Source organism: Cellulosimicrobium sp. EB106-03-01-XG111 (genome assembly GCF_058792115.1).
On record NZ_JBYTEQ010000026.1, the window covers coordinates 1 to 18,969 of the forward strand.

15 protein-coding genes and 1 riboswitch are annotated in these 18,969 nt (G+C 73.0%); of the genes, 12 read left to right on the forward strand and 3 right to left on the reverse strand.

Going from position 1 to position 18,969, the window contains the following annotated elements; genetic code table 11:
* Nucleotides 1-48: 48 nt before the first annotated feature.
* Both AC3WT4_RS17750 and AC3WT4_RS17755 read right to left on the reverse strand, forming a co-directional pair.
* On the reverse strand, nucleotides 49-612 hold the full coding sequence (locus AC3WT4_RS17750) for a flavin reductase family protein (protein WP_492316101.1): 564 nt from the start codon (nucleotides 610-612) through the stop codon (nucleotides 49-51).
* Nucleotides 609-1,208 carry an NAD(P)H-dependent oxidoreductase gene (locus AC3WT4_RS17755; protein ID WP_492316102.1) on the reverse strand — a complete coding sequence of 200 codons (600 nt, stop codon included), beginning with the start codon at nucleotides 1,206-1,208 and terminating at the stop codon, nucleotides 609-611. Before AC3WT4_RS17755 ends, AC3WT4_RS17750 begins: the two co-directional genes overlap by 4 nt.
* A gap of 54 nt (nucleotides 1,209-1,262) precedes the next feature.
* A riboswitch (SAM riboswitch) is annotated at nucleotides 1,263-1,365 on the reverse strand.
* A 237-nt stretch (nucleotides 1,366-1,602) separates the two neighbouring features.
* Here AC3WT4_RS17755 and gdhA point away from each other — a divergent pair.
* Together gdhA and AC3WT4_RS17765 are read left to right on the forward strand one after the other, a co-directional pair.
* On the forward strand, nucleotides 1,603-2,940 hold the full coding sequence (gene gdhA, locus AC3WT4_RS17760) for an NADP-specific glutamate dehydrogenase (RefSeq protein ID WP_257416381.1): 1,338 nt from the start codon (nucleotides 1,603-1,605) through the stop codon (nucleotides 2,938-2,940).
* A gap of 116 nt (nucleotides 2,941-3,056) precedes the next feature.
* Entirely contained in the window at nucleotides 3,057-3,491 is a 435-nt protein-coding gene (locus AC3WT4_RS17765) for a VOC family protein (RefSeq protein ID WP_108049334.1), read from the forward strand.
* 74 nt (nucleotides 3,492-3,565) lie between these two features.
* Here AC3WT4_RS17765 and AC3WT4_RS17770 read toward each other — a convergent pair whose 3' ends face one another.
* Nucleotides 3,566-3,997: an organic hydroperoxide resistance protein gene (locus tag AC3WT4_RS17770; protein WP_043657345.1), complete on the reverse strand. Its 432-nt coding sequence runs from the start codon at nucleotides 3,995-3,997 to the stop codon at nucleotides 3,566-3,568.
* Nucleotides 3,998-4,108: 111 nt separating this feature from the next.
* On the opposite strand from AC3WT4_RS17770, the gene AC3WT4_RS17775 reads away from it, so the two are divergent.
* The 10 genes from AC3WT4_RS17775 (at nucleotide 4,109) to AC3WT4_RS17820 (ending at nucleotide 18,947) form a co-directional block, all read left to right on the forward strand.
* On the forward strand, nucleotides 4,109-4,717 hold the full coding sequence (locus AC3WT4_RS17775) for a TetR/AcrR family transcriptional regulator (RefSeq protein ID WP_083384983.1): 609 nt from the start codon (nucleotides 4,109-4,111) through the stop codon (nucleotides 4,715-4,717).
* Between the two features lie 107 nt (nucleotides 4,718-4,824).
* Nucleotides 4,825-5,625 carry a copper homeostasis protein CutC gene (locus tag AC3WT4_RS17780; RefSeq protein ID WP_492316103.1) on the forward strand — a complete coding sequence of 267 codons (801 nt, stop codon included), beginning with the start codon at nucleotides 4,825-4,827 and terminating at the stop codon, nucleotides 5,623-5,625.
* Nucleotides 5,626-6,021: 396 nt separating this feature from the next.
* On the forward strand, nucleotides 6,022-7,704 hold the full coding sequence (locus AC3WT4_RS17785) for an ABC transporter substrate-binding protein (RefSeq protein WP_108049338.1): 1,683 nt from the start codon (nucleotides 6,022-6,024) through the stop codon (nucleotides 7,702-7,704).
* A gap of 46 nt (nucleotides 7,705-7,750) precedes the next feature.
* The gene (locus tag AC3WT4_RS17790) at nucleotides 7,751-8,746 is read left to right on the forward strand and encodes an ABC transporter permease (RefSeq protein WP_074805498.1); all 996 of its coding nucleotides are present in this window, start codon (nucleotides 7,751-7,753) and stop codon (nucleotides 8,744-8,746) included.
* Entirely contained in the window at nucleotides 8,739-9,902 is a 1,164-nt protein-coding gene (locus tag AC3WT4_RS17795; RefSeq protein ID WP_492316104.1) for an ABC transporter permease, read from the forward strand. Before AC3WT4_RS17790 ends, AC3WT4_RS17795 begins: the two co-directional genes overlap by 8 nt.
* Entirely contained in the window at nucleotides 9,899-10,816 is a 918-nt protein-coding gene (locus tag AC3WT4_RS17800; RefSeq protein ID WP_083384984.1) for an ABC transporter ATP-binding protein, read from the forward strand. The genes AC3WT4_RS17795 and AC3WT4_RS17800 overlap by 4 nt, the downstream gene beginning before the upstream one ends.
* Nucleotides 10,816-11,700: an ABC transporter ATP-binding protein gene (locus tag AC3WT4_RS17805; protein WP_074805502.1), complete on the forward strand. Its 885-nt coding sequence runs from the start codon at nucleotides 10,816-10,818 to the stop codon at nucleotides 11,698-11,700. The genes AC3WT4_RS17800 and AC3WT4_RS17805 overlap by 1 nt, the downstream gene beginning before the upstream one ends.
* Nucleotides 11,701-11,888: 188 nt before the next feature.
* Nucleotides 11,889-13,463 carry an RNB domain-containing ribonuclease gene (locus AC3WT4_RS17810; protein ID WP_492316105.1) on the forward strand — a complete coding sequence of 525 codons (1,575 nt, stop codon included), beginning with the start codon at nucleotides 11,889-11,891 and terminating at the stop codon, nucleotides 13,461-13,463.
* 30 nt (nucleotides 13,464-13,493) lie between these two features.
* Nucleotides 13,494-13,865: a sterol carrier family protein gene (locus tag AC3WT4_RS17815; protein WP_043656540.1), complete on the forward strand. Its 372-nt coding sequence runs from the start codon at nucleotides 13,494-13,496 to the stop codon at nucleotides 13,863-13,865.
* 321 nt (nucleotides 13,866-14,186) lie between these two features.
* Nucleotides 14,187-18,947, forward strand: coding sequence for an ExeM/NucH family extracellular endonuclease (locus AC3WT4_RS17820; protein WP_492316106.1), 4,761 nt, complete (start codon nucleotides 14,187-14,189; stop codon nucleotides 18,945-18,947).
* Nucleotides 18,948-18,969 lie beyond the last annotated feature (22 nt).

Genomic DNA, 18,969 nt, shown 5'->3' on the forward strand with positions numbered 1-18,969 from the left:
CCCCTCCCCCCCCCCCCCCCCCCCTCCCCCCCTCGCCCGTCCGCGCGCTCAGAGCGCGGAGTGGTCGCCGATCCGGTGGTAGGTGCGGTCGTGGTAGACGAGCGGCGACGCCGCCGCCCCCCGCGGCGCCCCGGGCGCGGCGCCGACGCTCGACGCGAGCGCGCGCAGCGAGACGAGGTAGGAGTCGCCCACCGGGGTGCGCTGGACGACCCGCCCGCGCACCCACGACAGCGCGCCGTCGATCACGGGCTCGCCCGTCGGCAGGCGCGACCAGCCGCCGTCCGCGAACCGGTCGATGCCGCTCGTCGCGAACCGGGCCGAGACGTCGTCCTGGTGGTCGGCGAGGAAGCTCACGGTCAGCGTGCGCGCCGTCGAGACCGCGGGCCACGACGACGACGTGGACGCGAGCGAGAACACGAGCAGCGGGGGCGCGGCCGAGACGGAGATGACGGACGTCGCGGTGAAGCCGACGAGGCGGTCGCCGTGCTCGAGCGCGACGACGGCGACGCCCGCGGGGTGGCCGCGGAACACGGCCTTGTACTCGTCGGGGGAGAGCTGGGGCTCGTCCTGCTCGGCCAGGAGGGCCTCCAGGTGGGTGAGCTCGGCGGTCATCGGGCCACCCCCGCGAACGCGTCCGCGACGGCCTCGTCGGTGCGGGCCGACGGGAGGTCCCCCGCCGGGGGGAGCGGTGCCGTGGCGCGGCGCAGGGCGTCGCCCTCGCGCGCGAGCCACGCGTCCACGACCGGCCCCAGGTCCGCGAGCTGCGGCTCGGTGACCGTGAGCGACCGGGTCGGGACGACGGCGCCGAGCTCGACGAGCACGGGCCGCAGGTGCACCTCCCCGACGAGCGCGTGCGCCGGGTTCCCCGACACGACGAGCGGGACCACGACGACGCCCGCGAGCCCGTCGGGGCCGTAGAGGTCGAGGAAGGCCTTGAGCAGCCCGGTGTACGACGCCTTGTAGACCGGGGTCGCCACGACGGCGACCGTCGCCCGGGCGAGCTGCGCGCGGGCGACGTCGGCCGCCGGGTGGTCGGCGGCGAGCACCTCGGCGGCGAACGACGCCAGGTCGACCGTGGCGACGTCGGCCGTGCCGAGGACGTCGGCGACGCGGCGCGCGACCGTCTCGGCGGCGCCGAGCGTGCGCGAGCCGGGCCGCGGGTTGCCCGAGACGGCGAGCACCGTCGGGTGGGTGGGGTGGTGGGTCATGTGCACCTCGCAGTAGTCGTCGATCACGCTTGCCGTGCGGGCCGTCCTCGCCGGTGGCGGGGCAGGCCGGGCCCGGCCTGGTCATCTCCCGGAGCACCCCGCCGTGACAGGGGGTTGCCGGCCAGCGAGCCGGGGCTTGGCGCTGGCGCTCGTGACCTGGGGACGGGTATAGCAACCGCCTCGGGAAACTGCACCGGATCGGTAGGGTTTCTCAGTGGGTGGACGGATGTGTCGTCGCCGGTGCCCCTCGTGCCGCCCGGTGCCGCCTCGTGCGGGCCGACCCGGCTCCGCGGCCGCCCGTGCCGGTGCGCGCGGAGTGAGACGGTGTGACGGGAGCTTCTGGCACAGGCGTACCGTCAGCAGGAGTTCCGCCCGCGTCAGACGAGGAGTACCCATGGACAGCCGACTGCAGTCCGTCTACGACGAGGTCCTGCGTCGCAACCCCGGCGAGGCCGAGTTCCACCAGGCCGTGCGCGAGGTCTTCGACTCGCTCGGCCCCGTGCTGCGCAAGCACCCGCGCTACGTCGAGGCCGCCGTCCTCGAGCGCGTGTGCGAGCCGGAGCGCCAGATCATCTTCCGGGTCCCGTGGGTGGACGACACCGGGCGCGTGCAGATCAACCGCGGCTTCCGCGTCGAGTTCAACTCGGCGCTCGGCCCGTACAAGGGCGGCCTGCGGTTCCACCCGTCGGTCTACCTCGGCATCGTGAAGTTCCTCGGCTTCGAGCAGATCTTCAAGAACTCGCTCACGGGCATGCCCATCGGCGGCGGCAAGGGCGGCTCCGACTTCGACCCGCGCGGGCGGTCCGACGGCGAGGTCATGCGGTTCTGCCAGTCGTTCATGACCGAGCTCTACCGCCACATCGGCGAGAACACGGACGTCCCCGCGGGCGACATCGGCGTGGGCGGCCGCGAGATCGGCTACCTCTTCGGGCAGTACAAGCGCATCACCAACCGCTACGAGTCCGGCGTCCTCACGGGCAAGGGCATCTCGTGGGGCGGCTCGCTCGTCCGCACGGAGGCCACGGGCTACGGCACGGTCCTCTTCGCGCAGAACATGCTGGAGACGCGCGGGCAGGCGCTCGACGGGCGCCGCGTCGTCGTCTCGGGCTCCGGCAACGTCGCGATCTACGCGACGGCCAAGGCGCAGCAGCTCGGCGCGAACGTGGTCGCGTTCTCCGACTCGTCGGGCTACGTCGTCGACGAGGCCGGGGTCGACCTCGAGCTCCTGCGCCAGATCAAGGAGGTCGAGCGCGGGCGCGTCGCCGACTACGCCGCGCGCCGGCCCGGGGCCCGCGTCGTCACCGACGGGTCCATCTGGGACGTGCCGTGCGACGTCGCGCTCCCGTGCGCGACGCAGAACGAGCTCGACGAGGCGGCGGCCAAGCAGCTCGTCGCGAACGGCGTCGTCGCGGTCGCCGAGGGCGCCAACATGCCGACGACGCCGAGCGCGGTCGCGCTGCTCCAGGAGGCGGGCGTCCTCTTCGCGCCGGGCAAGGCCGCGAACGCGGGCGGCGTCGCGACGTCGGCCCTCGAGATGCAGCAGAACGCGTCGCGCGACGCGTGGTCCTTCGAGTACACGGAGGACCGCCTCGCGCAGATCATGGCGGGCATCCACGACCGCTGCGTCGAGACGGCCGACGAGTACGGCACCCCCGGCAACTACGTGCTCGGCGCCAACATCGCGGGCTTCACCAAGGTCGCCGACGCGATCCTCGCGCTCGGCGTCATCTGACCCGAGCCGCACGACGACGGCCGTCGGTGCCCCGCGCAGAGCGGTGGCACCGGCGGCCGTGGTGCGCCCGCGAAATGCCCTCCGGCCGAGAAGGCTCTGGCGCCTAGGGTGGCCGGATGGCGACGGTCAGGCAGGTCCAGGTCACGTTCGACTGCGCGCAGCCACGGCGCGTCGCCCGGTTCTGGTGCGAGGTGCTGGGCTACGTCCCCGCGTCGCCCCCGGAGGGCTTCGCCACCTGGGACGACGCCGAGGCCGCGCTCCCGGCCGCGGAGCGGGACGCCTGGTCCGCCTGCAGCGACCCGACGGGGGTCGGGCCGCGCCTGTACTTCCAGCGCGTCCCCGAGGGCAAGGTCGTCAAGAACCGCGTGCACCTCGACGTGCGCGTCGGCACCGGGCTCGCGGGGGCCGAGCGCCTCGCCGCGCTCGAGGCCGAGCGCGACCGGCTGGTCGCGCTCGGCGCGACGTGCGTGCGCGTGCTGGTCGCGGACGAGGAGAACGAGTCCTGCATCGTCATGCAGGACGTCGAGGGCAACGAGTTCTGCCTGGACTGACCGCCGGCCCGACCCGCGGGGCCGGTACGCGGGACCGATCCGCGAGCCGGCCCCGGCGGGGTGCCGCGGGTGCGCTACGCGACGGTCGTGCGGACCGTGACGGGGATGTTGCCCCGGGTCGCGAGCGAGTACGGGCAGACGGCGTGCGCGGCCTCCGCGAGCTCCTCGGCGAGGTCCTGGGTGACGCCGCCCCCGAGCTCGACGTGCAGCGTCGCGCCGAGCGAGAAGCCGCCGTCGCCGTTCGGGACGAGGTCGACCTCGGCGACGACGGCCGAGTCCGTCACGGGGACCTTGCGCTGCGCCGCGACCATCTTCAGCGCCGAGTGGAAGCACGACGACCACCCGGCCGCGAACAGCTGCTCGGGGTTGGTCCCGCCACCGGGGCCGCCCATCGCGCGCGGGACGGCGAGCGTGACGTCGAGCTGGCCGTCGTCGGACACGGCGCGGCCTCCGGCGCGGCCGTCGCCGGTCGCTGTGGCCACGGCGGTGTAGAGGGTGTCAGCCATCGAGGTGCCTTTCGAGAGTCGTGGTGCGACGTAGAGTTACTAGTACGTCTACATCAAGGAACCTAGACTGGCGGCCGACCGCGCGCAAGGGGCGGAGAGAAGGAGGGGGCCATGGTCGACGACTCGCCGACGTCCGGGGCGACGGGCCGCGGCACCGCGGCGGACACGCGCCGCCGCATCCTCGAGGCCGCCTCGGCGCTCTTCTACGCCCAGGGCATCCGGGCGACGAGCGCCGACCGCATCATCGAGCAGGTCGGCATCACCAAGGTCACGTTCTACCGCCACTTCCGCACGAAGTCTGACCTCGTCGTCGCGTACCTCGAGCAGCAGGCCGCGCGCGACCGCGCCGTCGTCGACGAGGCGCTGCGCGACACCGAGCCGCTCGACGCCCTGAGCGCCCTCGCGGGCGCCATCGGCGCCGTGAGCTGCGTGCCGGGCTTCCGCGGCTGCCCGTTCATCAACGCCGCGGCGGAGACGCCCGACCCGCAGGACCCGGTGCGCGTCGTCGTCGACCGCCACCGGCGCTGGACGCGGGACGTGTTCGCGCGGCTCGCGGCGGCGGTCGGCGTGGCGGACGCCGACGCGACCGCGGCGCAGCTCATGATGCTGCGCGACGGCGCGATGGTCGCGGGGTACCTCGGCGACCCGGACGAGGTGGCCGCGACCCTGCGGTCCGCGTGCCTCGCCGCCGTCGCGGCGGGACGGCCGACGCCGGCCTGAGCGCGCGCGCCCGACGCGCTGCCCGGAGTCGTCTACCCTGGCCGACGGCCGCCGTCGTGCGGGTCGTGCGACGCGACGGCCGCCGGACCGGACGACGGGAGAGCGCCATGACGACCACCCACCCCGAGGGCACCGCAGCCCGCGACGTGGCCCTCGAGCTCGCCGTCCAGGACCCCGACGGCGTCCGCGTGGCCGCAGCCGTGCGTGCCCGCCGGGTCGAGCTGTGCGTCGGTCTCGGCGCGACGGGCGGGCTCACCCCCAGCGCCGGCCTCGTCGAGGCCGCGGTCGCCGCGGCGGCGGAGGCCGGAGGCCCCGGTCCGCGCGTCGAGGTGCACGTGCTCGTCCGGCCGCGCCCGGGCGGCTTCGTCCTCACGCCCACCGACCTCGACGTCCAGGTGCGCGACGTCCGGGCCGCGGTGGCGGCCGGGGCGAGCGGTGTCGTCGTGGGTGCGCTCACCCCGGACGGACTGGTCGACGTCGCCCCGGTCCGCACCCTCGTGGAGGCGGCGGACGGGCGCGAGGTCACGTTCCACCGCGCGGTCGACGTCGTGGCCGACCCGCTCGCGGCGCTCGACGCGCTCGCCGGGGCCGGGGTCGTGCGCGTGCTCACCTCGGGCGGGGCGTCGCGCAGCATCGACGGCGTCGATCGGCTGCGCGCCATGGCGACCCACGCGCGCGACGCGCTCGGTGGGCGTCTCCAGGTCATGGCCGGTGGGGGAGTGCGGCCGCAGGACGTCGGGGCGCTCGTGGCCGCCGGCGTGGACGCCGTGCACCTCTCGGCCAAGCGCGTCGTCGCGGACGACGCCGGGCCGGGTGGCGGCGGCGACGCCGGCTACGAGGTCACCGACCCCGAGGTCGCCCGGGCCGCGCGCGCCGCGCTGGACGCCGCGCGCCGACGCCGTCGCTGACCGGCCGCAGACGCTGCCGCTGACCGGCCGCAGACGCTGCCGCTGACCGGCCGCAGACGCTGCCGCTGACCGGCCGGAGGTGCTGCCGGCGACCCGCCGCTGACCGCCGTCGTCCCTGTCCCCAGGCCGTGCTCGCCGCGTCGGCGGTCGCACCGGAACCGGCCGACGAACTGCTCCCGCACCGCCTCTCACCTCGCACGGCACCTCGGCCGGGCCTCGCTCCGTGGGGCCCGGCCGGGCTCGTCCTGGGGCGGTTCTGGTATCGAGGTCTCAGTTAGGTAACTTTCCTGTCGTATTCGTAGGAGGGCTGGTGGCTATTAGTTAGTGTTCCTGCCACACGCCTGCGGGCGCCGAAGAACGACGTGAGGACGCGTCGTCCCTGCGAAAGGACCGAAGATGATTCGAAGCACGGCGCGCAAGCGTCTGCTCACGGCGGCGGCACTCGTCACGGGCGTCTCGCTGCTCGCGAGCGCCTGCACCGGCGGGGGCAGCGGCGAGGGTGAGGGTGACGGCGGCGGTGAGGCCCGCGTCCTCAACGTCTGGGCCGGGACCCAGACGCCCATGGTCGCGAACTTCAACCCGTACGCGCCCAACCCGCTGCACGTGACGAACGGCGGCATCTACGAGCCGCTGTTCTTCTACAACCGCGCCGAGGCCGGCGACCCGACGCCCCGCCTGGGCGAGTCCTACGAGTGGAGCGAGGACGGCACCGAGCTGACCGTCACGATCCGCGAGGGCGTGAAGTGGTCGGACGGCGAGGACTTCACGGTCGAGGACGTCATCTTCTCGTACACCAACGACGCGGCGAAGCGCGACTACCTGAACACGATCGACAAGGTCGACGAGTCGACCGTCAAGTTCACCTTCAACGGCGCGCAGTTCACGAGCGCCGTGCAGATCCTCGGCACCACGCTCATGGTCCCCGAGCACCTCTTCAAGGAGGTGCCGGACCTCATCACGTACACGAACGAGGAGCCCGTCGGCACCGGTCCGTTCACGCTCGACACCATCACCAACGCGACCTACACCGTCGTCCCGAACGAGGACTACTGGGGCGGCGAGCCGAAGCTCGAGAAGGTCCGCTTCCTCGCTCTCGACAAGAACCAGAGCGCCCAGGACCTCCTCGCCACGGGCAAGATCGACTGGACCACGATGTTCATCGCGGACCCGGAGACGGTCACCGGGGCGGGCCAGGTCTCGCTGCTCAACACCCCGCAGGACCCGACCACGATCATGTCGTGCTCGAACGCGGCGCTCGGTTGCGCGGGCCCGCAGACGGACCTCGCCGTCCGTCAGGCGGTCAACCTGCTCGTCGACCGCGGTGAGATCAACGAGAAGGCGTTCTCGGGCCACGCGGCCGTCGCGTCGCCGTCGCTCGCGCTCGTCGGTCGTGACGACCGCTGGATCTCCTCGGAGATCGAGAAGGAGAGCCCGCAGGAGGGCGACCCGGCCGAGGCGGCCAAGGTCCTCGAGGCGGCCGGCTACACCAAGGGTGCCGACGGCATCTTCGAGAAGGACGGCCAGAAGCTCTCGGTCGACCTCATCTCGGTCGACGGCTGGAGCGACCACAACGCCGCCGGTGACCTCATCGCGCAGCAGGCGCTCGAGGCGGGCGTGCAGATCAACCACGTGAAGATCACGCAGCAGGAGATGTCCGACGCCCGGACCAGCGGCAACTACCAGATGATGATCAGCGGCATCACGGGCACCTCGCTCGACGACCCGTTCGCCATCTACCGCCAGTGGCTCACGACCGAGTACACGACGCCGGTGGGCGAGACGATCGAGGCCGGCCGCTTCAACTTCCCGCGCTACTCGAACCCGCTCGTCGACGAGGCCGTGGCCACCGCCGCCGGCACCAACGACGAGGACGCGAAGAAGGCCGCGTACGCCACGGTGCAGAAGGAGATCGCCCGCGACCTCCCCTACATCGCGCTCGTCGTGAACCCGACCATGTCGTTCGTCAACACGAAGAACTACACCGGCTGGCCGTCTGAGGACGACATGTACGCCTTCCCGCCGTCGTGGGCCACGATCAGCAACGGCGTGATCCTCTCCCAGCTCGAGCCCGCGAGCTGATGTCGCACTGCCGAAGAGGAGCTCGGGTGAACGAGGAGTCAGTCGCATGAGGTACTACGCACGGCGGATCACGTTCTACGTGGTCACCTTCTGGGCCGCCGTCTCGCTCAACTTCCTCCTGCCACGGGCGATCCCCGGAGACCCCAAGCAGATCTACCTCGACACCATGCTCCGGAAGAACGGCGAGCTGACCCCTGGTCTCATCCAGAGCGTCGACGTCCTCTTCGGCAGTGACGACGCCACCCTGTGGGAGCAGTACCTCACGTACTGGAAGAACATCTTCACGGGTGACCTCGGTACGTCGGTCCTGTACTTCCCGGCACCCGTCAGCCAGCTGCTCGGCGAGGCCCTCCCCTGGACGGTGGGCCTCGTCGGGCTGGCGACGATCATCGCGTTCCTGCTCGGCGTCGGCCTCGGCGCGTGGGTCGGCTGGAAGCGCGGTACCTGGGTCGACCACATCATCCCGGCGTCGACCTTCCTCCAGGCCGTGCCGTACTTCTGGCTCGCCCTGGTCCTCATCTCGATCTTCTCGGTGTCGCTCGGCTGGTTCCCCATCGTGGGCGCGTACGACATCTTCGAGTTCGACAGCGGTCCCGAGTGGTCGTGGGACTTCGTGGGCAGCGTGATCTACCACGGCACCCTCCCGGCCGTGACGATCATCCTGTCGGCGATGGGCGGCTGGCTCCTCGGGATGCGCAACATGATGGTCTCGACCATCGCCGAGGACTACGTCACGACGGCCGAGGCCAAGGGTCTGCGTCCGTTCCGCGTCGCGCTGACGTACGCGACGCGGAACGCGGTCCTGCCGTCGGTCACGGGCTTCGGCATCGCCCTCGGCTTCGTCGTCGCCGGGTCGGTGGTCATGGAGCAGGCCTTCAGCTACCCCGGCATCGGCAAGCTGCTCTTCACCGCGGTCCAGGCGAAGGACTACGCGCTCATGCAGGGCGCGTTCCTCGTGATCACCGTCGTGGTGCTCGCGGCGAACTTCCTCATGGACCTGATCAACGGCATCATCGACCCGAGGACGCGGAACAATGGCTGACCCCACCCGTGACGCCGAGACCGTGACGCCTGCGGCCGACGCCGCTCCTGCCGCCTCCGTGGTGGTGGACGGCCTCCCGCCCGAGAACCGGACCGCCGGCATCGTGCCGGACGTGCCCATCGCTCCGCCCGAGGCGGTCGTCGCGGGCGAGCCCGTCCCGGAGAGCACCGCGCCGAAGCGCGGCCTCCGTGCGATGCTCCCGCGTCGCTCGGGCAAGCTCGTCGTCGGGCTCGTGCTGACGCTCGGGATCGTGCTCTTCTCCGTCGTGACGCCGCTGTTCAGCCAGAGCCCGCGGGCGACGTCGAACCCGGCCTACCTGCCGCCGAGCACCGAGCACCTGCTCGGCACGAACAACATCGGCGTCGACATCTTCGCCCAGGTCGCGCACGGCGGCCTCGGCTCGCTGACGGTCGGCCTCCTCGCGGGCGTGATCGCGATGGTCCTCTCGCTCCTGTTCGGCATCCTCGCCGGCTACGTCGGGGGCTGGACGAACGAGATCCTGTCCTTCGTCACGAACATCATGCTCGTGATCCCCGGGCTCCCCCTGATCATCGTGATCTCGGCCTACCTGGAGTCCCGTTCGCTCTTCCTCGTCGCGCTGATCCTCGGCATCACCGGCTGGGCGGGCGCGGCGATCGTGCTGCGGGCCCAGGCCAAGTCGCTGCGGAGCCGCGACTACGTCTACGCGGCCAAGGTCGCGGGCGAGAAGGCGCCGCGCATCATCCTGGTCGAGATCCTGCCGAACCTGCTGCCGCTCCTCACCGCGAACTTCCTGGGTGCGGTCCTCCTCGCGATCCTCAGCGAGGCCGGCCTCTCGTACCTCGGCCTCGGGCCGTCGGGGTCGGTCACCTGGGGCACGATCCTCAACGAGGCCAGCACGCAGAACGCGATGGCCTACGGACGCTGGTGGTGGTTCGTGCCGCCGGGCCTCCTCATCGCGCTGTTCGGGTGCGGGCTCGCCCTCATCAACTTCAGCATCGACGAGATCATCAACCCGCGGCTGCGGACGGCGCCCGCCGCGGTCAAGAACGTCCGGCTCGCCCGCAAGCAGCGCGCGAAGCGTGCCACGTCGGCCACGTCGGCCACCGTCCCTCCCGCCGCGGCAGCCGACCCGGCGAGCACCCCGGCCCGCGACGACGAGAAGGTCCAGTCATGAGCACACCGACCCTCACCGCGAAGGCCGCGGGCGACTTCGGGGCCCCGCCCGGCGCGATCCCCGTGCTCACGGCGCGGAACGTCTCGATCGAGTACCGCGTGAACCCGGTCGTGCAGGCCGTCAAGGACGTGTCCCTGACCCTGCACCGGGGTGAGATCCTCGGCCTCGCGGGCGAGTCCGGCTGCGGCAAGACGACCCTCGCGTACGGGCTCAACCAGCTCCTCAAGCCGCCCGCGTTGCGCACGAGCGGGGAGATCGTCCTCCACGACAAGGACGGCGACGACATCGACGTCGCCGCGCTGTCGGGCGACTCGCTGCGGGCGTTCCGCTGGGACAAGGTCTCGATGGTCTTCCAGGGAGCGATGAACTCCCTCAACCCCGTGATCAGCATCAAGGCCCAGCTGTTCGACGTCTTCGCGACCCACCGCCCGGGGATGTCCGCGAAGGACAAGCTCGCGCGCAGCCGGGAGCTGCTGGAGCTCGTCGGGGTCGACCCGAACCGGCTCGACAGCTACGCGCACGAGCTCTCCGGCGGCATGCGTCAGCGCGTCATGATCGCGATGGCCCTGGCGCTCCAGCCGCAGGTCATGATCATGGACGAGCCGACGACGGCGCTCGACGTCGTCGTCCAGCGCGGCATCCTGCGCGAGATCATGCGGCTGCGCGAGCAGTTCGACTTCGCCGTCGTCTTCATCACGCACGACCTGCCGCTGCTGCTGGAGATCAGCGACCGGATCGCGGTCATGCTCCGCGGCGAGATCGTCGAGCTCAACACGGCCGAGGAGATCTACCGCGCGCCCGCGCACGAGTACACGCGCCGGCTGCTCGGGTCGTTCCCGAGCCTGACCGGTGACCGTGGCGGGTTCGTCCGGTCCGGCGAGGACACCGCCGACAGCACGGGAGGGGTGGCCTGATGGGCACGCTCGAGATCCGGAACCTCACCAAGGACTTCGTCATCCGCAACGGCTGGAAGCGGTCGCGGCTGCGCGCGGTGAACGACGTGTCGTTCACGCTCGAGCCGGGCAAGACGATCGCCATCGTCGGTGAGTCGGGCTCCGGGAAGTCGACCGTCGCGCGCATGATCGCGAAGCTCGAGACGCCGTCGTCCGGCGACATCCTGCTCGACGGCGTCCCGTCCGCCCGGCGCGGCCGCGCCCTGTCCGCGTACCGGCACGACGTCCAGATGGTGTTCCAGGACCCGTTCGCGTCGCTCAACCCGTTCCACTCGATCCGCCACCACCTGGAGCGGCCGCTGCGGATCCACGGGCTCGCGAAGACGGACGCCGAGCTCGACGCGGCCGTCGACGAGCTCCTCACGCGCGTCAACCTCACGCCCCCGGCGACGTTCGCGGAGAAGCGTCCGCACGAGATGTCGGGCGGCCAGCGCCAGCGCGTCGCGATCGCCCGCGCGCTCGCGCCCGGCTCGCGGTTCCTCGTCGCGGACGAGCCCGTGTCGATGCTCGACGTGTCGATCCGGCTCGGGGTGCTCAACCTGCTGGCGCGCCTGCAGCGCGAGGAGAACCTCGGCGTCCTCTACATCACGCACGACCTCGCGACGGCGCGGCACTTCAGCGACGAGATCCTCGTGATGTTCCGCGGGAACGTCGTCGAGCGCGGGCCGTCGGACCAGGTCATCCTCGACCCTCAGCACGAGTACACGAAGCTGCTCCTCGGGGCGGCGCCGGAGCCGCAGAACCACGGCCGCCTCCGCGAGGAGGTGCGCCGCGAGCTCGCCGCGGCCGCGGCGGGCGGGGACGACGCCGTCGCCCGCGACCGCTTCGGCACACGCGGCATGTGAGACGGGCGTCGCCCGTCCCCTCACCGTCCGGGCAGCGGGGGTTGCCCGGACGCACGCGTCGGTGGTGACGCGTGCGCGTCGCGCGGGCCAGGTCTGTCGGACGCCCTGGCCCGCGCGCTCGCCCCGTCCGTCGTCGCCTGTCCCGCCACGCAGGACGCCTCCGGCGACGGGTGGGTAGGGTCGGGCTCGTGCCCGCCCGTCACCTGCGCCTCGCGCGACCCGAGCCCTCCGCCCCGAGCACCACCGCGCTGGTCAGCGACGCGCTCGCGGCGCTGCGCCGCGAGATGGAGGTGCCGGAGACCTTCCCGGAGGCGGTGCTCGCCGAGGCCGAGGAGGTCGTGCGCGAGGACCGCGCGGTGCCCGGTCCCGGGCGCGTCGACCTGCGCGACGTCCCGTTCCTCACGATCGACCCGCCGGGCTCGATGGACCTCGACCAGGCGCTGCACCTCGAGCGGGCCGGGGGAGCGCCGGACGACCCGGCGGGCGCCGTGTTCGTCGTGCACTACGCGATCGCCGACGTCGGCGCGTTCGTCGTGCCGGGCGGTGCGATCGACGCCGAGGTCCACGAGCGCGGCACGACCCTCTACGCGCCCGACGGCCGCACCCCGCTGCACCCGGCCGTGCTGTCCGAGGGCGCGGCGAGCCTCCTGCCGGGAGAGGACCGCCCGGCCGCGGCCTGGCGCGTCGTGCTCGACGCCCGCGGCGAGATCCTCGACGCGACGGTGCGACGCGCCGTCGTGCGGTCGACGCAGCGCCTCACCTACGACGAGGCGCAGGCCCGGATCGACGCTCGGACCGACCCTCGGAGCGCCGGGGACGACGCCGAGGACGCGCTCCTGCTGCTCCGCGAGGTGGGCGAGCTGCGGCTCGCGCGCGAGCGCGAGCGCGGGGGCGTGTCGCTCGAGGTCCCGGAGCAGGAGATCGTCACGCGCGACGACGGCTTGTTCGGCCTCGAGTTCCGCTCGACCCTCCCGGCGGAGGCGTGGAACGCCCAGGTGTCGCTCCTCACGGGCATCGCGGCGGCGCGGCTCATGCGCGCGGGAGGCGTCGGCGTCTTCCGCGCGCTGCCCGAGGCCGACCCGCGCGACCTCGCGCGCCTGCGCCGCACGGCCCGCGCGCTCGGCATCGACTGGCCGCGCGAGACGCCGTACGCCGAGCTCGTCCCGACGCTCGACTCGCGCGTCCCGCGCCACGCCGCGTTCCTCAACGAGGCCACGTCGCTGTTCCGGGGCGCGTCGTACGAGGCGTTCGGCGGTACGGGCCAGGAGCCCGGCGTGCCCGACGACGCGGCGCACGCCGCGATCGGCGCGGAGTACGCGCACGTCACCGCGCCCCTGCGCCGGCTCGTGGACCGGTTCGGCACGGAGGTGTGCCTCGCGCTGTGCGCAGGGGAGGACGTGCCGCGGTGGGTGCTCGACGCCCTGCCCGGCCTGCCGCGCACCATGGCCCGCACGGGCCAGCGCGCGAGCGCGTACGAGCGCGCGATCGTCGACGTCGTCGAGGCCGCGCTGCTCAGCGGGCGCGAGGGCGAGGAGTTCGACGGCGTCGTGGTCGACGTCGAGGACGACCGCGAGCGTGAGCGCCGCCTCGAGCGCGACGGCGGGGACGGCGCGGGCGGGACACGGCGCGGCCAGGTGGTCCTCGCCGACCCCGCGGTGCGCGCCCCTGTCGAGGGTACGGACCTCCCGCTCGGCGACCCGGTCCGCGCCACGCTGCGCGAGGCGTCGGTGCCCGAGCGCCGTGTCCGGTTCATGGTCGGCTGAGGCCGTACCACCCGGCCTAGGCTGGTCCCCGTGCCTGCCCGACGCCGTACCGATCCCGCCGCCGGCCGCCTCGCCCTGGCGACGTGGCGCGACGACCCCACCGACCGCCGTGCCGTGACGACCGCGGTGCGGTTCACGCTCGAGGAGCTCGCCGACGTCGCGCCCGGGCACACGGTCGAGGTGCGCGTGCCGCCCGCGGGGGCCGTCCAGGCGGTCGAGGGCCCGCGGCACACGCGGGGGACGCCGCCGAACGTCGTCGAGACGGACCCGCAGACCTGGCTGGGCCTCGTGACGGGGGCCGTCGCCTGGGCCGACGCCGTCGCGGACGGGCGCGTCCGCGCGTCGGGCGAGCGCTCCGACATCTCCTTCCTGCTGCCGCTCCAGGCGGCCCGGCCGCGCTGACCCGGCCGGGACCGACCTCGGCATCCGCTCGCGCGCGGCGAGCGTGTTACCGGTGCGTAACGTTCTCGGCGTCAGGTCTGGCGGAGCGCCGAGCGGGGGACTAGCGTCCCAGGATGACCGGCCGCCGTCCGCGCGGGCGCTCGCGGCACGACGACGTGCGCTGGCGTTCTCGTGGCGGTGACACGGCAGCAACCGCCCGTTCATCCAGGTGGGGTGCGATGTCCCGCGGAGGCAGGGCGTCGTGCCGTCCGAGGTTCGTCCCCGACCCCCGGGAACGCGCGAGCTGCTGCCCGGCCGTCCGCACGAGATGAAGGAGTCAGCGTGACCGACCACCAGCACCTGCGGCGACGGAGGGTGGTGGCGGGCACGTTGACCGTGGCCCTCGCCGTGCCGTTCTCCGTCGCGGCGGCCACCGCCGCGAGCGCGGCGCCCGACGGGTCGGGCCTCGTCATCAACGAGGCCTACCTCAGCGGCGGCAGCGCCAACGCCCCGTACACCCACAAGTTCGTCGAGCTGTACAACCCCACGCAGGCGGCGATCGACCTCTCCGGGATGTCGCTGCAGTACCGCTCGGCGACGAGCACGGGCGCCTTCACGGGCGTGACCGCCCTGACCGGCTCGGTCGCGCCCGGGGGCTACTACCTGGTGCAGGGCGGCTCGAACGGCTCGAACGGCGCCGCGCTGCCCACGCCCGACGCGACGGGCGGCCTCAACCCGTCGGGCACGACGGGCACCCTCGCGCTCGTGCGGTCGACCTCCCCGGTGACGCTGCCGGCGGGGAACGCCGCGGGCGCCGCGAACGTCGTCGACCTGATCGGGTACGGCACCTCGAACACGTTCGAGACGGCCGTGGGCCCCGCGCCGTCGGCCAACAACGTGCCGGCCTCGATCAACCGGACCGGGTACGCCGACACGGACGACAACAGCAAGGACCTCACGCTCTCCAGCACCGTGACGCCGCAGAACAGCGGCGACGACGGCGGCGGTCCGGGCCCCGAGCCGGGCGAGGTCGTCCCGATCGCGGAGATCCAGGGCACGGGGGCGGCAAGCCCGCTCGTCGGGCAGACCGTCACCACACGTGGCGTCGTCACGGCGACATACCCCACGGGCGGCTACGACGGCTTCTACCTCCAGACCGAGGGCACGGGTGGCGACCTCGACGCGTCGCACACGGCGTCGGACGCGATCTTCGTCTACTCGAAGGCCGGCGCGGCCGCGGTGGAGGTCGGCGACCACGTCGAGGTGACCGGCGCGGTCTCCGAGTACTTCACGCTCACCCAGATCACGCCCGCGGCGGGCGGCTGGACCGTCCTCGACGAGGCGGCGCAGGACGTCAAGCCCGCGAACGTCGCGTTCCCGGCGACCGACGCCGAGCGCGAGGTCCTCGAGGGCATGCTCGTGCAGCCGGCGGGCGACTACGTCGTCGCCGACAACTACGACACGAACTACTACGGGTCGTTCGTGCTCGCGGCAGGGACGGACCCGTTCCTCCAGCCGACGACGGCCGGGCGGCCGGGCAGCGCGGAGGCGGCGGCCGCCGTCGCGGACCGCGCGGCGCGGGCCGTCGTGCTCGACGACGGCGCCACGACGAACTTCAACAGCACCGCGAACAAGGGCGTCCCGCTCCCGTACCTCACGGGCGGGGCACCGGCACGCGTGGGCGCGGCCGTGTCGTTCACGACGCCGGTCATCCTCGACTACCGGTTCGACGCCTGGACGTTCCAGCCGCGCACGCAGCTCACCGCGGGCGACGGCGGCAACGCCGCCACGGTGCAGCCGGTCACGTTCGAGAACACGCGGGAGGACGCGCCGGCCGAGGTCGGGGGCGACCTCTCCGTCGCGACGTTCAACGTGCTCAACTACTTCACGACCACGGGTGACCAGGTCGCGGGCTGCCAGTTCTACACGGACCGCGCCGGGAACCCGATCACGGTCCGCACGGGCTGCGACGCGCGCGGCGCGGCGGACGCCGCGAACCTCGAGCGGCAGCAGACGAAGATCGTCGCGGCGATCGACGCCCTCGACGCGGACGTCGTCGCGCTCATGGAGATCGAGAACTCCGAGCCGTTCGGCAAGGACCGCGACCAGGCGCTGTCGGACCTCGTGGACGCGCTCAACGCGGCCGCGAGCGCCGAGGAGTGGGCGTTCGTCCCGTCGCCGGCCGCCGTGCCGACGGACGAGGACGTCATCCGCCTCGCATACATCTACCAGGTGGCCGAGGCCGAGCCGGTCGGCGACTCCGTGATCCTGCTCGACGACCCGGCGTTCTCGAACGCGCGCGAGCCGCTCGCCCAGGTCTTCCAGCCCGCGGGCGGGATCAGCGAGGGCGACGACGCGGCGAGCGACGACGTGCTCGTCGTGGCGAACCACCTCAAGTCGAAGGGCGGCAACGACACCGCGCCCGCCGACCAGAAGGACACGGGCGACGGCCAGGGCGCGTACAACAAGGCGCGCGTGGGCCAGGCGACGGCGCTCGTCGCCTTCGCCGAGGACGTCGCGGCCGACGCCGGGACGGACAAGGTCCTGCTCGCGGGCGACTTCAACTCCTACGAGCAGGAGGACCCGCTGCAGGTGCTCAAGGACGCCGGCTACACCGACCTCGGTGCGTCGACGGGCGAGCACACCTACCTGTTCGACGGGTACGTCGGGTCGCTCGACCACGTGTTCGCGTCGTCGGCCGCGGCGGACGCCGTCACCGGCACCGACGTGTGGAACATCAACTCGGTCGAGCCGATCGCCAACGAGTACAGCCGGTACAACTACAACGCGTCGATTCTCTACGACACGACGCCGTTCCGGTCGTCCGACCACGACCCCGTCCTCGTGGGCCTCCAGCTCGGCGCCGCCGAGCCCGGCACCACGCAGCTCGACCTGCTGGCGATCAACGACTTCCACGGTCGCATCGACGCCAACACGGTGAAGTTCGCGGGCACGATCGAGCAGCTGCGCGCGGCGAACCCGGACGGCACGGCCTTCGTCTCGGCGGGCGACAACATCGGCGCCTCGCTGTTCGCGTCGGCGCTCCAGGAGGACCAGCCGACGATCGACGTGCTGAACGCGCTCGACCTCGCGGCGTCCGCGGTGGGCAACCACGAGTTCGACCAGGGCATGGACGACCTCACGGGTCGTGTCACCGACGAGGCGGACTGGGCCTACCTGGGCGCGAACGTCTACGACAAGGGCACGACGAACCCGGCGCTGCCGGAGTACCAGGTCGTCGAGATCGACGGCCTCGACGTCGGCTTCGTGGGCGTCGTCACGGAGGAGACCCCGACGCTCGTCACGCCGTCGGGCATCGCGGACGTCGAGTTCGGCGACCCCGTCGAGGCGCTCAACCGCGTCACCGCCCAGCTCCAGGACGGCGACCCGGCGAACGGCGAGGCGGACGTCGTCGTGGGGCTCGTCCACGAGGGCGCGTCCGCGGGCACGCCCGACGGCGCGACGCTCGAGGAGGAGGTCGCCGCCGGCGGCGCCTTCGCGGACATCGTCGACGAGACCGACGCGCGCGTCGCGGCGATCTTCACGGGCCACACCCACAAGCAGTACGCGTGGGACGCGCCCGTCCCGGGCGCCGCGGGCAAGACCCGCCCGATCGTCCAGACCGGCAACTACGGCGAGTTCATCGGGCACGTGTCGCTCACCGTGGACACCGCGACCCACGAGGTCACGGCGTACACGGCGCAGAACGTCGCCCGCACGACGGCGGACGACGCGACCCTGGTCGCGACGTACCCGCGCGTCGCGGAGGTCAAGACGATCGTCGACGCGGCGCTCCAGCAGGCCGAGGTCATCGGCGCGACCCCGATCGGCGAGGTCACCGCGGACATCACGACCGCGTTCGCGGGCGGCTCGTACACGGGTCCCGGCGGGACGTACGTGGGCCCCGGCCCGAACCCGACGTCCGGGCGCGACGACCGCGCCTCGGAGTCGACGCTCGGCAACCTCGTCGCGGACTCGCTCCTCGCGACGCTCTCCGACCCGGCGCGCGGCGGTGCGGACATCGGCGTCGTCAACCCGGGCGGGCTGCGCGCCGAGCTCCTGCACGGCGACGACGGCGTCATCACGTACGCCGAGGCCAACGCGGTCCTGCCGTTCGTCAACAACCTGTGGACCGTGACCCTCACGGGCGAGCAGGTCGTCGAGATGCTCGAGCAGCAGTGGCAGACGGACGCGAACGGCAACCGCCCGTCGCGCCCGTACCTCGCCCTGGGCCTCTCGGACAACGTGTCGTGGACGGCGAGCACGGCCGACCCGAACGCGGCGCCGGGGAGCAACGTCTCGTCGGTCACGATCGACGGCGAGCCGATCGACCCCGCCGGCGAGTACCGCGTCGCGACGTTCTCGTTCCTGGCCACCGGGGGCGACAACTTCCGCGTGTTCACGGACGGCACCGACCCGCGCGACTCCGGTCTGGTCGACCGGGACGCGTGGATCGCGTACCTGCAGCAGAGCTCGCCGGTGTCGCCGTCGTTCGACCGCTCGCGGGTGGTCGTCGACGAGCTCCCCGGCACCGTGACGGCGGGCTCCGACGTGAGCGTGGGGCTCTCGGGCCTGAACCTCACGTCGCTCGGGTCGCCGGCGAACACGTCGGTGGACGGGTACCTCGTCGCCGCGGACGCCACGTTCGACCCGGCGAACCCGGGCACCGCGGCGGGCACCGCCACGGTGACGGGCGGGGCGGCGACCCTGACGGCGACGGTCCCGGCCGACGCCGCGGCGGGCGAGTACGACCTGTGGGTCGTCGCGTCGCCGAGCGGCACGACGGCGCGCATCCCGGTCACGGTCGAGGCCGCGGCCCCGACGGTGGAGCTCGTGAACCTCGAGGCCACCGCGCGCTGCACCGGCAAGTTCGTCCACGTCGCGGTCCGCGCCACCAACGGCGAGGACGTGCCGGTCGAGGTCGTCCTCCAGACGCCCTACGGCTCCAAGCGGTTCCCGAACCTCCAGCCGGGCAAGAACGCCTACCAGTCGTTCAACACCCGGGCCACGTCGGTCGAGGGCGGCACGGTCACCGTGACCGCGACGCTCGACGGCGTGACGCAGGAGTACGAGATCCCCTTCGAGGGGCAGACCTGCGGCTGACGCCTGCCTGACGCCGTGCGGC

Coding starts and splice junctions, on each gene's coding strand:
- AC3WT4_RS17750 (WP_492316101.1), bottom strand. CDS start 612: ATGACCGCCGAGCTCACCCACCTGGAGGCCCTCCTGGCCGAGCAGGAC.
- AC3WT4_RS17755 (WP_492316102.1), bottom strand. CDS start 1,208: ATGACCCACCACCCCACCCACCCGACGGTGCTCGCCGTCTCGGGCAAC.
- gdhA (WP_257416381.1), top strand. CDS start 1,603: ATGGACAGCCGACTGCAGTCCGTCTACGACGAGGTCCTGCGTCGCAAC.
- AC3WT4_RS17765 (WP_108049334.1), top strand. CDS start 3,057: ATGGCGACGGTCAGGCAGGTCCAGGTCACGTTCGACTGCGCGCAGCCA.
- AC3WT4_RS17770 (WP_043657345.1), bottom strand. CDS start 3,997: ATGGCTGACACCCTCTACACCGCCGTGGCCACAGCGACCGGCGACGGC.
- AC3WT4_RS17775 (WP_083384983.1), top strand. CDS start 4,109: ATGGTCGACGACTCGCCGACGTCCGGGGCGACGGGCCGCGGCACCGCG.
- AC3WT4_RS17780 (WP_492316103.1), top strand. CDS start 4,825: ATGACGACCACCCACCCCGAGGGCACCGCAGCCCGCGACGTGGCCCTC.
- AC3WT4_RS17785 (WP_108049338.1), top strand. CDS start 6,022: ATGATTCGAAGCACGGCGCGCAAGCGTCTGCTCACGGCGGCGGCACTC.
- AC3WT4_RS17790 (WP_074805498.1), top strand. CDS start 7,751: ATGAGGTACTACGCACGGCGGATCACGTTCTACGTGGTCACCTTCTGG.
- AC3WT4_RS17795 (WP_492316104.1), top strand. CDS start 8,739: ATGGCTGACCCCACCCGTGACGCCGAGACCGTGACGCCTGCGGCCGAC.
- AC3WT4_RS17800 (WP_083384984.1), top strand. CDS start 9,899: ATGAGCACACCGACCCTCACCGCGAAGGCCGCGGGCGACTTCGGGGCC.
- AC3WT4_RS17805 (WP_074805502.1), top strand. CDS start 10,816: ATGGGCACGCTCGAGATCCGGAACCTCACCAAGGACTTCGTCATCCGC.